Source organism: Companilactobacillus furfuricola (assembly GCF_003946325.1).
GTDB lineage: Bacteria > Bacillota > Bacilli > Lactobacillales > Lactobacillaceae > Companilactobacillus > Companilactobacillus furfuricola.
Genome location: NZ_RHNT01000046.1, coordinates 1 through 16,800, shown reverse-complemented (window position 1 = coordinate 16,800; position 16,800 = coordinate 1). Strand labels below are relative to the sequence as shown.

The window sequence follows — 16,800 nt, the reverse complement described above, 5'->3', positions numbered from 1 at the left end:
AACCGCCGTATACGGAACCGTACGTACGGTGGTGTGAGAGGTCGGTAGCCTAGCTACCTCCTACTCGATCGGCTGAGCCCATATAGCGCCCCGACCCTCCACCTAGATGGTATGTATCATATCCCTTTCTGTTTGAGTTTTACCGATTTATTTTGATTAAATTGGCACTGTTTGCGCGTCCTATTTCTCACATGTCTATCTCAGGCTTTATTTATTCTGGTGGGGAGTAGGTGCTTCCTTTTCTTGTTTGGATATATTCGCTTTCTAGATTACTGACTCTTTGCTCGGTTCGCGGGACTTTGCTCCGCTCATTTTGTTTCCTGACTTACGTTGTTATTACTAGCTTTCTTTTCTTGGCTGGTTTGATAAGATCAAATACTTTATTCTTTTTTTGCCTTCGCTTCTTGCTCGAGTGCTCGATTCTCGCACTCTTGCCTTGTTCTGATGTTGTGTTGTTTCTCTATTTATTTATTTCTGGCTCATGTGCTCGATTCTCTCGTACTTTCGCTTGCTTTTGATTTTAGCGGTGTTTCATTTTTTGTTTTTCGATATTTTATGCAAAGAAAAAACAGCCTTTCGGCTGTTTTCTTGGTTTATTTTTCTTGTTTGAAGGAGCTGCTTGGTCTTTTTTCCACGAAGATGTAGTCGACGGCCTTTGATCCGATGGTTACTTTGTCTCCATTTTGCTTTTCGACTATTAGTGAGTTGTCGAATTGCTCGTGTTTTTGGATTTTGATTAGGTCGTCGATGGCTAGGCCTAAGCTGTTGAAGTATTGTAGGAATTCGTAGTTGTCTGATAGTCTTACTATTTGAACTATTTCTCCGTCTTCGATCATGCTTAGTAGTTTGTCGTCGGCATCGGTTTCGCCGTTTCCGTTTCCGGGGATTATTCCACCGTGTGGACATCTTTGTGGATGGCCTAGGAAGTCATTTAGGTGATCCATTAGGTCTTTGTCTGATAGATGCTCCATGATGTCTGCGTGGTGGTGTACTGAGTCTACGGGGTATTTCAGGTCTTGATTTAGGAATACTTCCCATAGTCTGTGCGTTCTTACTAGTTGCTCGGATACTTTTTTACCTTTGTCGGTTAAGACTATTTTGTTGTATGGCGAGTGCGTTAAATAGCCTTCGTTGGACAGTGAGTTGAGCATTTCTGTTACTGAAGGCGCTGAGACGTTCATTATCTCTGAGATTCTTTTGTTGGTTACTTTTGTGAAGTCGTAGTTTAATTCGTATATTGTCTTTAAATAGTTTTCTTTGTTAGGTGACAATTTCTTTACCTTTCGTATAGCCTAAAAATATTATTAGCTTCTTTATTATAACTCATTTTTACTATCAATAAATGGTAAAATAGTGATAGACGTAAAATGTTAGAAAGGGGAGCTGATTTATAGCTGATTCTAAGCATAAATTTGACTGGTTTGGCTTTATTATTGGGATTTTTTCCGTTTATGTTGGTTACTTGGTTATGAAAAACCCATTGACTAGTTTATCAACAATTACAGTATTTCTAGGTATCTTCGCAATTCTTCGTGGAGTTTACCAACTTTGGTTCGGTTCGCAAATGAATAAGTATTTGGGAACTGGTAGTGGTTTTGCGATTTTTTCTGCAATTGTTAGTATCGTAGTCGGGATTTTATTTATCGCTAATTTAAAAGTCGGCATCGTTGTGATTACTTACATGTTCGCCATTTGGTTCTTGATCGATGCTATTTTCCAATTGTTTACCGCCAGATTTTATAGTTTCTTCGGACGTGGTTACTATTGGTTGATCGTTATTTTAGCATGTTTGAGTTTGTTATTTGCAATTATTTTGCTTTTTAATCCAGTATTAGCAATGGGATTTATTGTCTTCATGTTGTCATTCTTCTTCATTGCCACAGGAATAGCAGAAATAATCGAAGCTTTTTAAATATAATAGTTTAACACCATGAGCATATTTGATAAAATACTAGGTGAATGCCATCTTAGCTCAGATAGGTAGAGCATCACCATGGTAAGGTGGGGGTCGTCGGTTCAAATCCGATAGATGGCTTTAAGAAATGATCCTTTTAATTCAAATAATGTGTGAAGCTTGCAATCGTTAATTAAACAACGATTACAAGCTTTTTTAATTGCCCGATTCCTGAAAAAATCAATGGCGACTAGTATAGAAACGAAAAAGCACGATCAAACAAACACCCAAAGCACCAATACCTAGGCCATTAAACAAAGCACTGCCAGTGGATTCGCCTTTAATAAAAAGCCAAAGAAAAGCCGCAACGAAAATAACCACAAATGACAGCAAATACCAATAACGAAGTCGCATAAAAATCCCTCCCAAATTATCCCCGAACAGAGTTTTCCAATAAAATCCAAATCAAAGCCACCACAGGAGTAGCAATCAAAAACACCAAAGTCCAGTTAACTGAATGCTTTTTGGAAAAATAGATCAGAGCAGCAGTAATCAAAAATCCACTAATTAAAATAATCAAAATTTGCAAAAAAATCGAAGAAGATAACCTACCTGACAAACCAGTACTAGTAAAAACAGACAAAACATTCGACAAAATAAAAGCAATCAAAAACAAATCTCCCCCCGACTGCCTCTTTACCCAGTCGTGAAAAGGAGAGCAGAAAACAAACAGCAAGAAAACACCCAAAATAAAACCAGTCAAAACAAGTAAAAAACCAATAAAATCATGAATGGCAAACATAACAATCTCCCACCAGAAAAATTGAATTAGCACCCTATAAATCAATTATCTAATGGATCCAACAAATAAACAACCAACAAAATAAATTCATCACTGCTAACAATGCGAGATCACGAGTAAAACAAGTGAGCAAGCCAGAAGCGAAAGCAAGAGAAGAAAAAATATAATTAATTCTTATCTAACCAACAAAGCAAAGAAAGAGACAACGGCAATGTAAGTCAGGAAACAAAATGAGCGGAGCAAAGTCCCGCGAACTGAGGAAAGAATAAGTACTCCAAAATGACCATATCAACCAACAAATCAAAAACACTATTTCATCTTCAAACCGACCACACCAGTTACATCATCCAGGAACTAGAAAACGGCGAACTAGGCCAAGTCTATTACGGACCCAAAATCCACCAAAAAGAATCGTACGACAACCTAATGACCAGAGAGATCCATGATGCCACGCCATCATTAAGCGAGGGCATGCAAGACTTTCAACCAGAACTGATCAAACAAGAATATGCTAGTTTTGGGAAAGGCGACTATCGCTATCCTGCCTTTCCAATCGAGCAGCCAAATGGCAGCCGCATCACTGAATTCAAACTTCAAAACTTTGCCATCAAAGAAGGAAAAAGTCGTCTTAAAGATCTGCCATCGACATTTGACGATACTAATGACGATGCGCAAACGTTAGTTTTAAACTTGAAGGATCAAATTACTGACTTGAATTTGGACCTTAATTACACGGTCTTTCCACATCAAGACGTTATCGTCAGAAGCAGTACTTTTATTAATTCGACTGCGGCTGATTACAAGATCAATACTGCATATAGTTCGCAACTTGATTTGCCGGATGCCAATTACGACTTGATCCAATTTTCTGGTAATTGGGCGCGAGAACGCCACTTATACCGCAGTCCCTTGCGTCCTGGACTTCAAAGCGTCAGCAGTTTACGAGCAGCTTCTAGTCACCAACAAAATCCCTTTATCATGTTAGCTCGCCCCGAGACAGACGAACAATCTGGGGCAGCTTTTGGCTTTAACTTAGTTTATTCTGGTAATTTCAAGGATTCAGTCGAGGTCGATCAGTTTGACGCTAGTCGGGTCATGGTGGGGATCAATCCTGATGAATTTGCTTGGAATTTGCAAAGTGGCACTAGTTTTCAAACTCCAGAAGCCATCATGAGTTTTACTGAAGATGGAATGAACCAGTTGTCTCAACAGATGGGTGCTTTTTACACAGACCATCTAGTTGCGCCTAAATTTGCTAAACAAGAACGTCCAATTTTGATCAATAACTGGGAAGCTACTTATTTTGACTTTGATGAGAAAAAATTAATGTCGATCGTCAACAAAGCTCACGCTCTTGGTGTGGAAATGTTCGTCCTTGATGATGGCTGGTTCGGCAAGCGAAATGATGACACTACTTCGTTAGGCGATTGGTTCGTCGACAAGGATAAGTTCCCCGATGGGTTAGGGCATTTCAGTCAACAAGTCCACGACTTAGGGATGAAGTTTGGTCTTTGGTTTGAACCGGAAATGATTTCTTGCAAGTCTAAGCTTCATGAAGATCATCCTGATTGGATGGTCGGCGATCCCAATGCACAATTGATCCCGAGTCGTCATCAATTCGTATTAGATATGGCCAAACCTGAAGTCGTTGACTATTTGTATGAAAAAATTAGTCAGATCATGTCAGATACTAAATTGGATTATATCAAGTGGGATATGAATCGAAATATAACGGATACATTCAGTCGTTACTTGAAGCCAGAGCAACAAGCCGAATTTGCACATCGATACATGCTCGGAGTCTATCGACTTTATGATCAACTGACAAAAGCTTTTCCAGAAGTTTTGTTTGAGTCATGTGCTTCTGGTGGTGGTCGTTTTGATCTCGGGATGATGTATTATGCTCCCCAAGCTTGGACTAGCGATGATACCGATGCAGTTGAACGGATCAAGATCCAGTATGGTACTTCTTATGGATATCCACTCTCAATGATGGGAGCTCATGTTTCTGCCGTACCTAACGACCAAAATGGTCGGATCACCTCGTTAAAAACACGTGGCGCAGTCGCTTTCTTCGGTGATCTAGGGTATGAGCTTGATATCACGAAGATTTCTGAGGAAGAACTCAAGCAAACCAAAGAACAGATCGATTTTTATAAGCAATACCGCAACTTGTTCCAGTTTGGTAAATTTTATCGGATCGACAGTCCTTTTGAAGAAGACGGGAATATTACGAGTTGGGAAGTAGTCTCAGACGACAAGTCTTTGGCTATCGTTGGTCGCTATCAGCTACTCAATCATCCAAGCGTGGCTTACCAAAGACAATATTTCGTTGGCTTAGATCCAAACAAGCAGTACACCGTCAATGATTCGTCGGAAACATTTTATGGTGATGAATTGATGAATGCAGGCTATTTTGTCAAAATGGCACAAGTCGACGGTAACTACTCATCCGATTTCCATTCAGATTTGTTGATTGCTAAAGAAATTTAAGATGAATTAAAGGAACTTTTGATATCTTGATCAAGAGTTCTTTTTTAATGCTGTTTTTAATAAAAACATAATTAATTTTTTAGTTAAAAAGTTAAAGTAACTTTCGCCCTTGATAAATTAGGGTTTTACGCAGGTGCGAGTTGTAAAAATTATAGTTATAACGCTAACAAAATAGAAAAAATTTAGTAAAATGGCGTTGACTTTTTAACTGTAAACGATTACATTTTATGTATTGAAAAAAGTATTAATAATTGGGAATGGAGAGGCGAAGAGTATGGAGACGGAATCAACACGTCATAAAATTATTTCAAGGCTATCATATTCATTTGGTGCATTCGGACATGATGCCTTCTATGCAACGTTATCTACTTACTTTATGATTTTCGTTACCGGTCATCTTTTTGATAAAGATAGCGGTGGCGAGAGTGCAAAGATGATTGCCGCTATTGGTGTCATCATTGCGGTATTGAGAATTGTTGAATTGGCAATCGATCCATTGATCGGTAATGCAATCGATAATACAAATTCTCGTTGGGGTCATTTCAAGCCATGGATCGTTGCTGGTGGAACAATCGCCTCGATTGTTTTAGCTATTTTGTTCACTAGCATCGGTGGTTTGAATGTTTCAAATCCATTTGCTTATTTGATTGTATTTGCAATTTTGTATATCACAATGGATATTTTTTATTCGTTTAAGGATGTTGGTTTCTGGTCAATGATACCTGCCATTTCCTTTGATTCTAAAGAGCGTGAAAAGACTGCCACATATGCACGTGTTGGCTCTAATATCGGACAAAATATTGTTGGTGTTGTTGTTATGCCGATCGTATTGTTGTTCTCTGTTAATTCCAATCACGGACAAGGTGATAACCGTGGATGGTTCGCTTTTGGTTTAGTAATTGCCATTACAGCTTTGGTTTCAGCCTTAGTTGTTGCTATTGGGACAAAAGAAAATGATTCAGAATTACGTAAAAATGTTGAAAAAACATCTTTCAAAGATGTCTTCAAAGTTCTAGGGCGTAATGACCAATTAATGTGGATGGCATTGTCATATGGATTATATGCCGCTGGTATTGCTATTACTAACTCACTTGAACTTTATTACTTTACTTACATTTTGGGCCAAACTGGAAAGTATTCTATTCTGGCCTTGATCAACGGTGCTATCGGTATTGTTGCTGTATTACTATTTCCACCAATGGCTCAAAAATTCAGCCGTAGAAAGGTTTTCTTCTTTGCAATTTCATTGATGATTGTTGCATTGATCTTATTTACTTTCTCCGGAAAAGTATTATGGTTAATTTATTTGTCAGCTGCATTATTCTACATACCACAACCATTAATTTTCTTGGTTGTACTAATGGTATTAAGTGATTCAGTTGAATACGGACAATTGAAATTCGGACATCGTGATGAATCATTAACATTGTCAGTTCGTCCACTTTTGGATAAATTAGGTGGAGCTTTGGCTAACGGAATTGTTGCTCTTACTGCTGTTGTTGCCGGTATGACCGCTGGTGCTACTGCTAGTGATATTACTCTTAAAGGTCAAATGATTTTTAAGTTAATGATGTTTGGAATTCCTGCAATTCTCGTATTGATTGCAACATTTATCTTCTTCAAGAAAGTTAAACTTGATGAAAAGATGCATGCTGATATTGTTAATGAACTTGAAAAGACATGGCACAAGCACTTGGATACTGATGAATCGATGGAAGAGATCGAAGAAGAGGTTGACGCTTCTGGTGCTACTGAGTATGAGATGCCTGTTTCTGGTACTTTGATGCCACTTGATCAAGTTTCTGATCAGACTTTTGCTTCTGGTAAGATGGGTAAAGGTTTTGCTATTAAGCCTTCTGATGGTGGTGTTTATGCTCCGTTTGATGGTGTGGTCGAGGCTACTTTCCCTACTCGTCATGCTATTGGCTTACGTTCTAATTCCGGTGTTTTGACTTTGATCCATGTTGGTGTTGGTACTGTTGATATGCGTGGTACCGGGTTTGTTCAATATGTTGAGAAGGGCGATAGGGTTAAAGCTGGACAAGAACTTATTGAGTTCTGGGCTCCTGCGATTGCTGCCGCTGGATTGGACGACACTGTTATGGTTGTTATCACGAACCATGATCGTATAGATTCACTTTCATTTACTAAGACTTCTGGTGAGGTTTCTCATGGAGATGTTGTTGGTGAAATGTCAGGGATCGATCGTACTAGATAAATATTTTGAGCCTTCAGCCGTAGATGCGACTGGGGGCTTTTTTATTTGAAACGAGTTCCAGGAGATAGCGGCCTCCGGTTTAGAAACTATCAGCGAGCACTGCTTCGCAGCACTCTGAAGCTGATAGTCCCTAAATCCTCAGCAGCTGAGCATCTCCTTGCACTCTCTTTTATTTGGTTAGATGTTGGTGATTGCACATAAATTTATTGATAAAAATTATTCTAAAGAAAAATATTTCCTTAGAAAGATATGGATTATACTAAAAATGATTTTATTGATAGTACCGAATTTGATCAAAAATAGTTCGAGCCTTAATAATCTAGCGTTTTGCAAAACAGGTCACTCTACAAAGGTATTTTTGACCACGATTTTGAAATTAATTATCAGCGTAGTAAATCAACTGATATCTTTATGATTCACCGTTCTAAAAAGTTTGCTTGTTTTGCGATGTTCAAAAGGAGGAAGTGTCGGAAATGTCAAGAGATATTACATCATTTTTTGGAAAAGATGTCCTAATAGTTACTACAGATAACAAGATTTTTATTGGTTACGTGACATCTTATGAAACAAAAGTAGATTCTCCAGATGGAATTGCAAATATAGATGTTGACGGTACTGAGCAAATTCCGTACGGATCAATTAATTTTTCAGATACCGAAATTAAATCAATAAAAGAAATTGAGTAGTTGCGATTATGTGGTTTTTCCTTTTATAGCGAATTTTTTCCACGAATGTGTTAAAAAATGGAGTGTGGTTCCACCGGACCAGTCCTGTAAGAATTGATTTCCGACATCAAATAATGGGAGATCAAAGAAGAAAATTGAAGTTGGGGGTTACTGGGGGAAACATGTAGAAGTAACTACTATTGATGGACAAATTTTTAGAGGCTTTTGTGCGATGGTTGAAAGCGAATATGAATCGGATGATGACATTCAAAGTATTACTTTAACTGGAACTGAGCAATTTGATGGTTCTCTTCTTGATATATTTACGAATGAAATGGCAAAAATAAAGATCATCAATAAAAACGATTTGTAATTCTAGCATTCTTCGGCGTAGTTTTGGCCACTTTAATCCGTTCTATAAATATTAGTCAGAGTTTCTTTGAATTTTAAAGTTAAAAAAAGACGCTTTTTGATAATTTCCAATTATCTTTTAGCGTCTTTTGCGTATTCTGATGATTTTATTGTTGTGATTTATTTATTGATTTCAATGTTGAATTCAAAGTCTATGTCTTCTTTGGCACTTATGTGGTACTTGTTTTCGACGTCGGTGCCCCAGCTGTCTATGCCACCGACTCCGCGAACTGCACCGTAGATGGTTAGGACTGTTCTTCTTGCTGGAGGTAGTTCTTCCTGGTGCGTGGCGTTTTCTAGTTCTTCAGCTGTATATGGTAGGGCGCTGAAGTTGAAGTTTTTGTTGGCTTTGGTGATGGAAAGGCTGAATGGTTGGGGATTGTTGTCGGCGTTGTTTTGCGTGGTTGTACGTGTGATGGTCAACTTTTTATTGTCCATGTGCATGCCGCATTCTTGTGGGACGATGTAGGGGGTTACTGGTAAGCCTTCTACGTGGTAAGTTCCTTTTGTTGCTCCTGCCATTCGGTCAGGATAGGTTTCTCCTGATAGTCCTTCGTAGTCAAAGCTGTCGGCCTTGGTGGGCATTATTAGTCTGAATCCTAATGCAGGTAGGTCGGGTAATTCCGAGTTGCCGTTGAAGTGTTGATGGATGTTGATTTTTCCATCTGCCGTTACGGTGTAAATTACGTCGACTGTTGTGCTTGGGATGGTGTTTGTTTGATAAGTGTACTTGATGGCGACTGTTTCGGCTGTTTCTTTGCCAGTATACTTGTTGTTTTCCGGTGCAATCGGTAATTTTTCAAACTTATTACCATCTACGGTCAATTCGATATTTGTACAAGTACTGAACATGTCGGCTGTTAACCACTAAGCAGATTTGACGGAAAAACTGCTACCACGGTCATTGTCGGTCGTTGCTCGCCAATATGTTGGTGTTGGTGTCCGGTAGAGCCACTCTTTTCCTTGGATCAAAAGTGATTCTAGGCCACCTCGTTCGTAACTGAAGATGTAGTGGAAGTCGTCGCCGCCTAATCCTAGAGTTCCGTCTCCGAATACTACTTGAAGTTTCTTATTTGTGTAAGCCATAGTAGTATTTCACCTCCTGCATTGCTGGTTTTTCGGTCCTGTCGGCAAACATTAGTCCGTCGCCAGAAAATTCGTAGTCAGAGTGACGTTCGTCAAAATCGCCACCGTATCTTAGTACTTCTTTGCCGGTGATTTCATCTTTGACGAAGAGTGCTTGGTCGATGAAGTCCCAGATGAAGCCACCTTGATACATTGGATATTTATCGACCAGATCGTTATAAGAATTCATTCCGCCTAAGGAATTTCCCATGTCATGCATATATTCGCAATCTAAAAATGGCTTTTGCGGATCGTTTTCTAAGTATTCAACAATATTTTCGGGTTTCTCGTACATCCGACTTTCAACATCGGATATGCTATTTTTAAGGTCAGGCTGATATACTACGCCTTCGTAGTGAGTTAGGCGGGAGTCGTCGTGATCTTTGTAAAATTTATTCATTGCGGCGATGTCGCTACCGGCCCATGACTCGTTACCTAGAGACCAAAAGATGATCGAAGTGTGATTTTTGAAAAGTTCGTAATTTGATCTTGCACGGTCGAGCACGACTTCTAGCCAGTGAGGATTATTTCCTGGTACGTTGATCGAAGGTTCGATGGCACCAGCTTTTTGCCAAGTACCGTGTGATTCGAGGTTGTTTTCAGCCATCAAATAAATGCCGTTTTGATCGCAGAGATAGTACCAAGGGATCTGATCAGGATAGTGACAGGTCCGATCAGCGTTGATGTTATTTTTTTGCATCGTCTTGATATCGGCTTTCATATCGTCGATCGTGATGGCACGACCAGTTTTAGCGCTCCATTCGTGGCGATTGACACCGTTAATGATGAGACGTTTGTTATTAACGTAAATAACTTTGTCGCTACGCAATTCTACTTTTCTAAAGCCGAATTGATAAGGGACGATTTCTAGCGTTGTACCGTTTTTATCGACAACTTCGATCTGGAGGTTGTACAAATAAGGCGAGTCTGGTGACCAAAGCTTGATATTTGAAAAAGCTAGTTGGTCAAACGTTACTGATTTTGCACTTGCTTGTTCTTGTGTTGCTAATAATTGACCATCTTGATCAGTCACACTTAGTTTTAAGGTTGCTTGATCGGCTTCTTCACCAGTGATTTTAGTCGTTACGTTAAGCACGCCTGATTTGAAATCGTCACTGACAACTGGCGTAAGATCTAAGTCATTAATGTGAGCAGCTGGTAAAGCTAACAAATTGACGTCACGGAAGATCCCGGAGAAGCGGAACATATCTTGATCTTCTAAATAAGATGCCGTTCAATGTTTATAAACACGGACTGCTAACACGTTATTTTCTGCTTTGATGTAAGGTGTCAGATCGAATTCTGAAGGAGTAAAGCTATCTTCAGCGTATCCGATGAAGTGGCCGTTGAACCAGACGTACATGGCTTGTTCCACTCCTTGAAATTGGACAATAATGCGTTTGTGATCGAATCCTTCCGGTAAGTCGAATTTTTTCAAATATGAACCAACCGAATTGTCGTCAGCTTCACTAAAGATCCCAGGTGTTAATTGATCTGGGTCAATAGTGTAAGGGGGACGACGGAAAATTTTTCCTTCCCATGGGTACCAGGTGTTAATGTATTGAACTTGGGCATAGCCTGCCAATTCAATGTGTCCCGGTACTTTGATCTGATCAAAACCACTCGCGTCAAAATCTTCTTGGTAAAAATCGAGTGGACGTTGCTGTGGAGTTTTGGCAAAATTAAATTGCCAAGTACCATTTAAACTGTGGACGTAACTACTTTGATGATTAATTTCAGATTTTGATTGATAGTAGTAATGATCGCTGTGGGCAGGTAACTGGTTGACACGGAAAACTTCCGGGTCATCGAGCCATTTAATATCAGCTTTCATAGAGATTCTCCTTCCGATTTATGAATAAGCCTAAAACGCTTACATATCCATATGATAAAACATTCAAATTTTTTTGTATAGGAAATTTAGTTAAAATTTAACTAAATAAAATTCCGAAAATACTCTAAAAAAACGATTATTCAGTGATGATCGTTGATTCCGGTCGATTTTAGTTAAACGCTACCAATTTTGATATAAAAGGATTTTCGCTGTTTACAAAAAGTTCAATTTGTTTTATACTATAGTTAATAAAATTTTAGTAAAACAACTCGGAGGAATTTTTATTATGAAAACCAGTGAATTGAAGGAAGAATTTTCGAAGATCTATGACAGTCAACCCGAGAGAGTCTTTTTCTCACCAGGTCGAATTAATTTGATCGGTGAACATACAGATTACAATGGTGGCCACGTTTTCCCATGTGCCATCAGTTTAGGAACTTACGCTGTTTATGCCAAACGTAACGATACCACCGTTCAAATGTATTCAGCTAACATTCCTGACCAAGGGGTTGTCAGCTTTGATATCAACGACCTTGCTTATGACAAGTCCGCTGGTTGGACTAATTATCCTAAAGGGATGCTCAAAGAATTAACCGATGCCGGTTATCAATTCGACCACGGTTTCGACTTGTTTGTTCACGGAAACTTGGCCGATGGTGCAGGACTTTCATCTTCAGCTTCGATCGAATTATTGATGGGTGAAATTTTGAAAGATGTCTACAATTTAGACATTGACCAATTAGATCTCGTCAAAGCCGGTCAAAAAGATGAAAACAACTACATTGGCGTAAACTCTGGGATCATGGATCAATTCGCTGTGGGAATGGGTAAGAAAGATCAAGCAATCTTACTCGATACTAATACAATGGATTATTCATACGCTCCAGTTGAATTAGGCGACCACGTGATCGTGATCATGAACACGAACAAACGTCGTGAATTGGCTGATTCCAAATATAATGAGAGACGTTCTGAATGTGAAGAAGCCTTGAAACGCTTGCAAACCAAACTCGACATCAACTCGCTTGGAGATCTCAACGAAGATCAATTTGACGAGGCAGCATACTTGATCAATGACGAAACTTTGATCAAACGTGCCCGTCACGCTGTTTTTGAAAATCAAAGAACAATCAAAGCTACTAAAGCATTGGCTGATAACGATTTAACTAGTTTTGGTCACTTAGTTACAGCTTCCCACGTTTCGCTACACTTTGACTACGCAGTAACTGGTAAAGAACTAGATACACTAGCCGAAAATGCTTGGAAACAACCTGGTGTCTTAGGTGCCAGAATGACCGGTGCTGGATTCGGTGGCTGTGCCATTGCCATCGTTGAAAAAGACAAAGTCGCTGACTTCAAGAAAAATGTCGGTCAAGCATACAAAGATGCTGTTGGATATGATGCAGATTTCTACATTGCCGAGATCTCAGATGGTCCTAAAGAACTAGCTTAATTTTTTAAAAAACAATATTGGAGGAAACTCATATGTCAATTTTAGTATTAGGTGGAGCAGGATACATTGGTTCACATACAGTCGATCGTTTGATCGAAAAAGGTTATGATGTCGCAGTGGTCGACAACCTAGTAACAGGTCACCGCGCTGCAGTTAATGACAAAGCTCGTTTTTATGAAGGTGACGTTGCGGACACTAACTTTATGGATCAAGTTTTTGAAAAAGAAGACGTTGAAGGTGTGATCCACTTTGCTGCCTTTTCGATCGTTCCAGAATCAATGAAGGATCCTTTGAAGTATTTCGACAACAATACAGCTGGAATGGTCAAGCTGCTCGAAGTGATGCACAAGCACGATGTTAAGAAGATCGTCTTCTCATCAACTGCTGCTACATATGGCGAGCCAAAACAAATCCCAATCAAGGAAACTGATCCCCAAATCCCAACTAACCCATACGGTGAAAGTAAATTAGCTATGGAAAAGATCATGCACTGGTCTGACGTAGCTTATGGCATTAAGTTTGTTGCTTTACGTTACTTCAACGTAGCTGGTGCGAAAGCTGATGGCAGCATTGGTGAAGACCACCACCCAGAAACACACTTAGTACCGATCATTTTGCAAGTTGCTGCTGGAGAACGTGACCAATTACAGATCTTTGGTGACGACTATCCAACAAAAGATGGAACTAACGTCCGCGATTACGTACACGTAGTCGACTTAGCCGATGCTCATATTTTAGCCTTAGAATATTTGAAGAAGGGTAATGACAGTGATGCCTTCAACCTCGGTTCATCAACAGGCTTCTCTAACAAGCAAATGCTTGACGCTGCACGTGAAGTTACTGGCAAACCGATCCCAGCAGTCATGGCAGACCGTCGTGCCGGTGATCCTAGTACTTTAGTCGCTGCTAGTGACAAAGCTAGAAGCGTCTTAGGCTGGGATCCACAATTTGATGATGTCAAAGAAATCATCAAGACAGCTTGGACTTGGAAGCAAAGTCATCCTGAAGGGTACAACGATCGAGGAGGCAAAGATTAATGACAACTGTTGATAAATTCGTTCAACAAGTTATTGATTCGCCATCTGATTTTTCAAGCCTGGATAAGATCTACATTCAAAACAAAGTATTTGGTCTAGTTGGGGATGACAATGCTGTTGAATCTACGAGTGACGAACTAGTCGACTTAACAGAAGCCTTAGTCCAAACTGCCATCAACAACGGCAAGATCGAGGATTCACAGTCAGACAAGGACATTTTGGCTGACCAATTGATGGACCTAGTTACACCATTGCCATCAGAGTTGAATCATACTTTTTGGGACAAGTACGAAGAAGATCCTGAAAAAGCCACGAATTATTTCTATGAATTAAGTAAGAAAAATGATTACATCAAAACTAGGGCGATCGCTAAAAATATTGAATTTGTCGGTAAGACTAATTTTGGTAATTTGGAGATCACGATCAATCTTTCTAAACCCGAAAAAGATCCTAAAGCAATTGCCGCAGCCAGGAATCAACCACAAAATGGTTATCCACTTTGCCAATTGTGCATGGAAAACGAAGGCTATAAAGGCCGTCTAGGCTATCCAGCCAGAAGTAATCATCGTATTATCAGAATGACCATCGGTGGCAACACTTGGGGCTTCCAATATTCTCCATATGCATATTTTGGCGAACATTCGATTTTCTTAGACAAGATCCATCGTCCCATGGTGATCAATCGCCAAACTTTCACTAATTTGTTAGACATAGTCCAACAATTCCCACATTACTTTGTCGGAAGTAACGCTGATCTACCGATCGTCGGTGGCTCAATGCTTTCGCATGAACACTATCAAGGTGGTCGCCATGACTTTCCAATGATGAAAGCACCGATTGAAAAGTCGATCGACTTAGGGATCGATGGCGTCGAAGCCGGAATCGTTAAATGGCCAATGTCAACCATCCGCCTAACAGGAACAGAGCCAAATTTGTTGATCGAAGCAGCCACAGAGATCCACAATTTCTGGAAAGATTATTCAGATGAAAGCGTTGATGTTCGTGCATACACGAATGATGAACGTCATCACACGACAACACCGATCGCCTACAAACGTGGTGATAAATATGTCTTAGACATTGTCTTACGCGACAATCAAACTTCAGAAAAATATCCAGACGGAATTTTTCATCCACATCAAGATGTTCAACACATCAAGAAAGAAAATATTGGTCTGATCGAAGTTATGGGTCGAGCAATTTTACCAGCACGTTTAAAAGATGAATTACATGAGGTTGAAAAATATCTCTTGAATCGTCATAATCAAATAGCAGAGATTCATCAACCATGGGCAGATGCTCTAAAGAAACAGTACGATTTCACCGATGATAACGTTGAAGATATCGTTGATCAAGAAGTCGGCAAAGTCTTCGGCCGTGTACTAGAAGATGCCGGAGTCTTCAAGTGGGATGATCAAGACAAACAAGCCTTTGATCGTTTTATTGAATCATTAAAAGCAAGTAATTAATTTTTTGGGGGACATTGCATGGCGACAACATTAAAAGATATTGCAAAAGAGGTTGGTGTTTCGTTAGCAACGGTCTCCAGAGTTTTGAATTACGATCAAACTTTGTCAGTCGGCGACGAAACTAGACAACGGATTTTCAAAGTAGCAGAACAATTGCAGTACAGCAAGGGAAAGACCCACAACAACTCAGTTGCAAGAAAGAAATTAGCAATCGTTCAGTGGTATTCCGAATCAAAGGAACAAGATGACCTTTACGACATGTCGATCAGAATGGGGATCGAACGCCAAGGGCAAGCAAAACAATTCGATGTAACGAGAATATTCCAAAGCGACACGGGAAAATTAGACGCAGACGTAGACGCGATCATTGCCATCGGAAAGTTCAGTCCCAGTCAAGTAGCTTCAATGAGCGAGTTAACAGACAAAATAGTCTTCGTAGATGACGACCAATTCCCAGCTGGCTTCGACAGCGTCCTAACTGATTTCAAGTTAGGCGTAGAAAACGTAGTAGATTATTTTTGGAACAAAGGAATCAAAGACATCGGCATGATCCACGGCTACGAAATGTCCACTGACCAAGAAACCGAAGTAAAGGATCAAAGAATGTACGCCTTCCAGACAGCGATGGAAAAGCACAAAGCCTATGATCCAAATTGGGTCTTCCAAGGAGACTACACCAGTCAGTCCGGCTTCAAGATGATGAAAGAAGCCATCGAAAAGTTAGGAGACAAGCTACCACACGCCTTCTTCATAGCAAACGACCCAATGGCAGCCGGAGCCCTAAAAGCGCTCCAATCAGCCAAAATCAGAGTACCAGAAAGAGTAAAAATATATAGCTTCAACAACACATCCTTAGCAACATACGTCTTCCCAGAACTAAGCTCCGTCAACGTAGAAACAGAACTAATGGGAGAAACAGCAGTAAACCTAATAGTCTCCCAACTACAAACCGGAAGAAAAATCCCACAAAGAATCGAGATCGGGACTAACTTAGTAGAAAGAGAAAGCAGTAAGTAAGTAAATAAATAAGATAGAAAAAAAGCCGCAATAAGCGGCTTTTTTGATGCCCTTGATCTTGGGTTTGTTTTTTGTCTTTGATTTTGACTTCACGATTAAGGAAGAGATTGAGATAGACAAGTGAGAACTAGGACGATCAAAAAGTGCCAATTTGAACACAAAATATCGGAAAAACTCAAAAAAAGAGAGAAGTATCGATTACTATCTAGGTGGAGGGGCGGGGCGCTATATGGGTTCAGTAGCCAAATTATTCTTGGCGATTTTATGGTTCTCGTCGTGGTTTGGTTATTTTGATGCATTTATTCAAGAAGAGGCTTATATACTCAATGCCAATTTTCATGAGCATATAAGCCTCTTCTTTATTCATTACGACTTAGGATGT

General features: G+C 39.7%; 13 protein-coding genes, 1 tRNA gene and 2 pseudogenes. 11 read left to right on the top strand and 5 right to left on the bottom strand.

The genetic code is table 11. The features are described from left to right. Positions 1 to 593 precede the first annotated feature (593 nt). On the bottom strand, positions 594 to 1,271 hold the full coding sequence (locus EKM78_RS10040) for a metal-dependent transcriptional regulator (RefSeq protein ID WP_125771868.1): 678 nt from the start codon (positions 1,269 to 1,271) through the stop codon (positions 594 to 596). A 119-nt stretch (positions 1,272 to 1,390) separates the two neighbouring features. Here EKM78_RS10040 and EKM78_RS10035 point away from each other — a divergent pair, with 119 nt between their 5' ends. Next, entirely contained in the window at positions 1,391 to 1,912 is a 522-nt protein-coding gene (locus tag EKM78_RS10035) for an HdeD family acid-resistance protein (RefSeq protein WP_125771866.1), read from the top strand. A 49-nt stretch (positions 1,913 to 1,961) separates the two neighbouring features. Further along, positions 1,962 to 2,035: transfer RNA gene (locus tag EKM78_RS10030), tRNA-Thr, on the top strand. 99 nt (positions 2,036 to 2,134) lie between these two features. Here EKM78_RS10030 and EKM78_RS12765 read toward each other — a convergent pair. Together EKM78_RS12765 and EKM78_RS10025 are read right to left on the bottom strand one after the other, a co-directional pair. Further along, a complete protein-coding gene (locus EKM78_RS12765; RefSeq protein WP_164507298.1) occupies positions 2,135 to 2,308 on the bottom strand; it encodes a hypothetical protein in 174 nt (57 codons plus the stop codon). 16 nt (positions 2,309 to 2,324) lie between these two features. Beyond that, positions 2,325 to 2,696, bottom strand: coding sequence for a hypothetical protein (locus EKM78_RS10025; RefSeq protein WP_125771864.1), 372 nt, complete (start codon positions 2,694 to 2,696; stop codon positions 2,325 to 2,327). 279 nt (positions 2,697 to 2,975) lie between these two features. Between EKM78_RS10025 and EKM78_RS10020 the strand changes: the two genes are divergently transcribed. The 4 genes from EKM78_RS10020 (at position 2,976) to EKM78_RS12760 (ending at position 8,445) form a co-directional block, all read left to right on the top strand. Beyond that, entirely contained in the window at positions 2,976 to 5,189 is a 2,214-nt protein-coding gene (locus EKM78_RS10020; RefSeq protein WP_125771862.1) for an alpha-galactosidase, read from the top strand. Positions 5,190 to 5,463: 274 nt separating this feature from the next. Beyond that, complete coding sequence (locus EKM78_RS10015; RefSeq protein ID WP_125771860.1) at positions 5,464 to 7,407, top strand: sugar MFS transporter; 1,944 nt, start codon at positions 5,464 to 5,466, stop codon at positions 7,405 to 7,407. Positions 7,408 to 7,880: 473 nt separating this feature from the next. Then, positions 7,881 to 8,093, top strand: a complete 213-nt coding sequence (locus tag EKM78_RS10010; protein ID WP_125771858.1) for a hypothetical protein — start codon at positions 7,881 to 7,883, stop codon at positions 8,091 to 8,093. A 211-nt stretch (positions 8,094 to 8,304) separates the two neighbouring features. Next, positions 8,305 to 8,445, top strand: a complete 141-nt coding sequence (locus EKM78_RS12760) for a hypothetical protein (RefSeq protein WP_164507297.1) — start codon at positions 8,305 to 8,307, stop codon at positions 8,443 to 8,445. Positions 8,446 to 8,603: 158 nt separating this feature from the next. Here EKM78_RS12760 and EKM78_RS10005 read toward each other — a convergent pair. Both EKM78_RS10005 and EKM78_RS10000 read right to left on the bottom strand, forming a co-directional pair. Then, positions 8,604 to 9,569: pseudogene (locus tag EKM78_RS10005) on the bottom strand (beta-galactosidase small subunit). Then, a pseudogene (locus EKM78_RS10000) lies at positions 9,553 to 11,442 on the bottom strand (glycoside hydrolase family 2 TIM barrel-domain containing protein). The pseudogenes EKM78_RS10005 and EKM78_RS10000 overlap by 17 nt, the downstream one beginning before the upstream one ends. 286 nt (positions 11,443 to 11,728) lie before the next feature. On the opposite strand from EKM78_RS10000, the gene EKM78_RS09995 reads away from it, so the two are divergent. From EKM78_RS09995 to EKM78_RS12990, 5 genes are all read left to right on the top strand, one after another. After that, positions 11,729 to 12,895 (top strand): galactokinase, encoded by a 1,167-nt coding sequence (locus tag EKM78_RS09995; protein ID WP_125771856.1) that lies wholly within the window; start codon positions 11,729 to 11,731, stop codon positions 12,893 to 12,895. 32 nt (positions 12,896 to 12,927) lie between these two features. Then, entirely contained in the window at positions 12,928 to 13,932 is a 1,005-nt protein-coding gene (gene galE / locus EKM78_RS09990) for a UDP-glucose 4-epimerase GalE (protein WP_125771854.1), read from the top strand. Continuing rightward, positions 13,932 to 15,401 carry a UDP-glucose--hexose-1-phosphate uridylyltransferase gene (locus EKM78_RS09985; RefSeq protein ID WP_125771852.1) on the top strand — a complete coding sequence of 490 codons (1,470 nt, stop codon included), beginning with the start codon at positions 13,932 to 13,934 and terminating at the stop codon, positions 15,399 to 15,401. Before galE ends, EKM78_RS09985 begins: the two co-directional genes overlap by 1 nt. Positions 15,402 to 15,419: 18 nt before the next feature. Next, complete coding sequence (locus tag EKM78_RS09980) at positions 15,420 to 16,418, top strand: LacI family DNA-binding transcriptional regulator (protein WP_125771850.1); 999 nt, start codon at positions 15,420 to 15,422, stop codon at positions 16,416 to 16,418. A 151-nt stretch (positions 16,419 to 16,569) separates the two neighbouring features. Continuing rightward, the coding region (locus EKM78_RS12990; protein WP_211334361.1) for a hypothetical protein at positions 16,570 to 16,800 on the top strand (231 nt) is incomplete at its 3' end.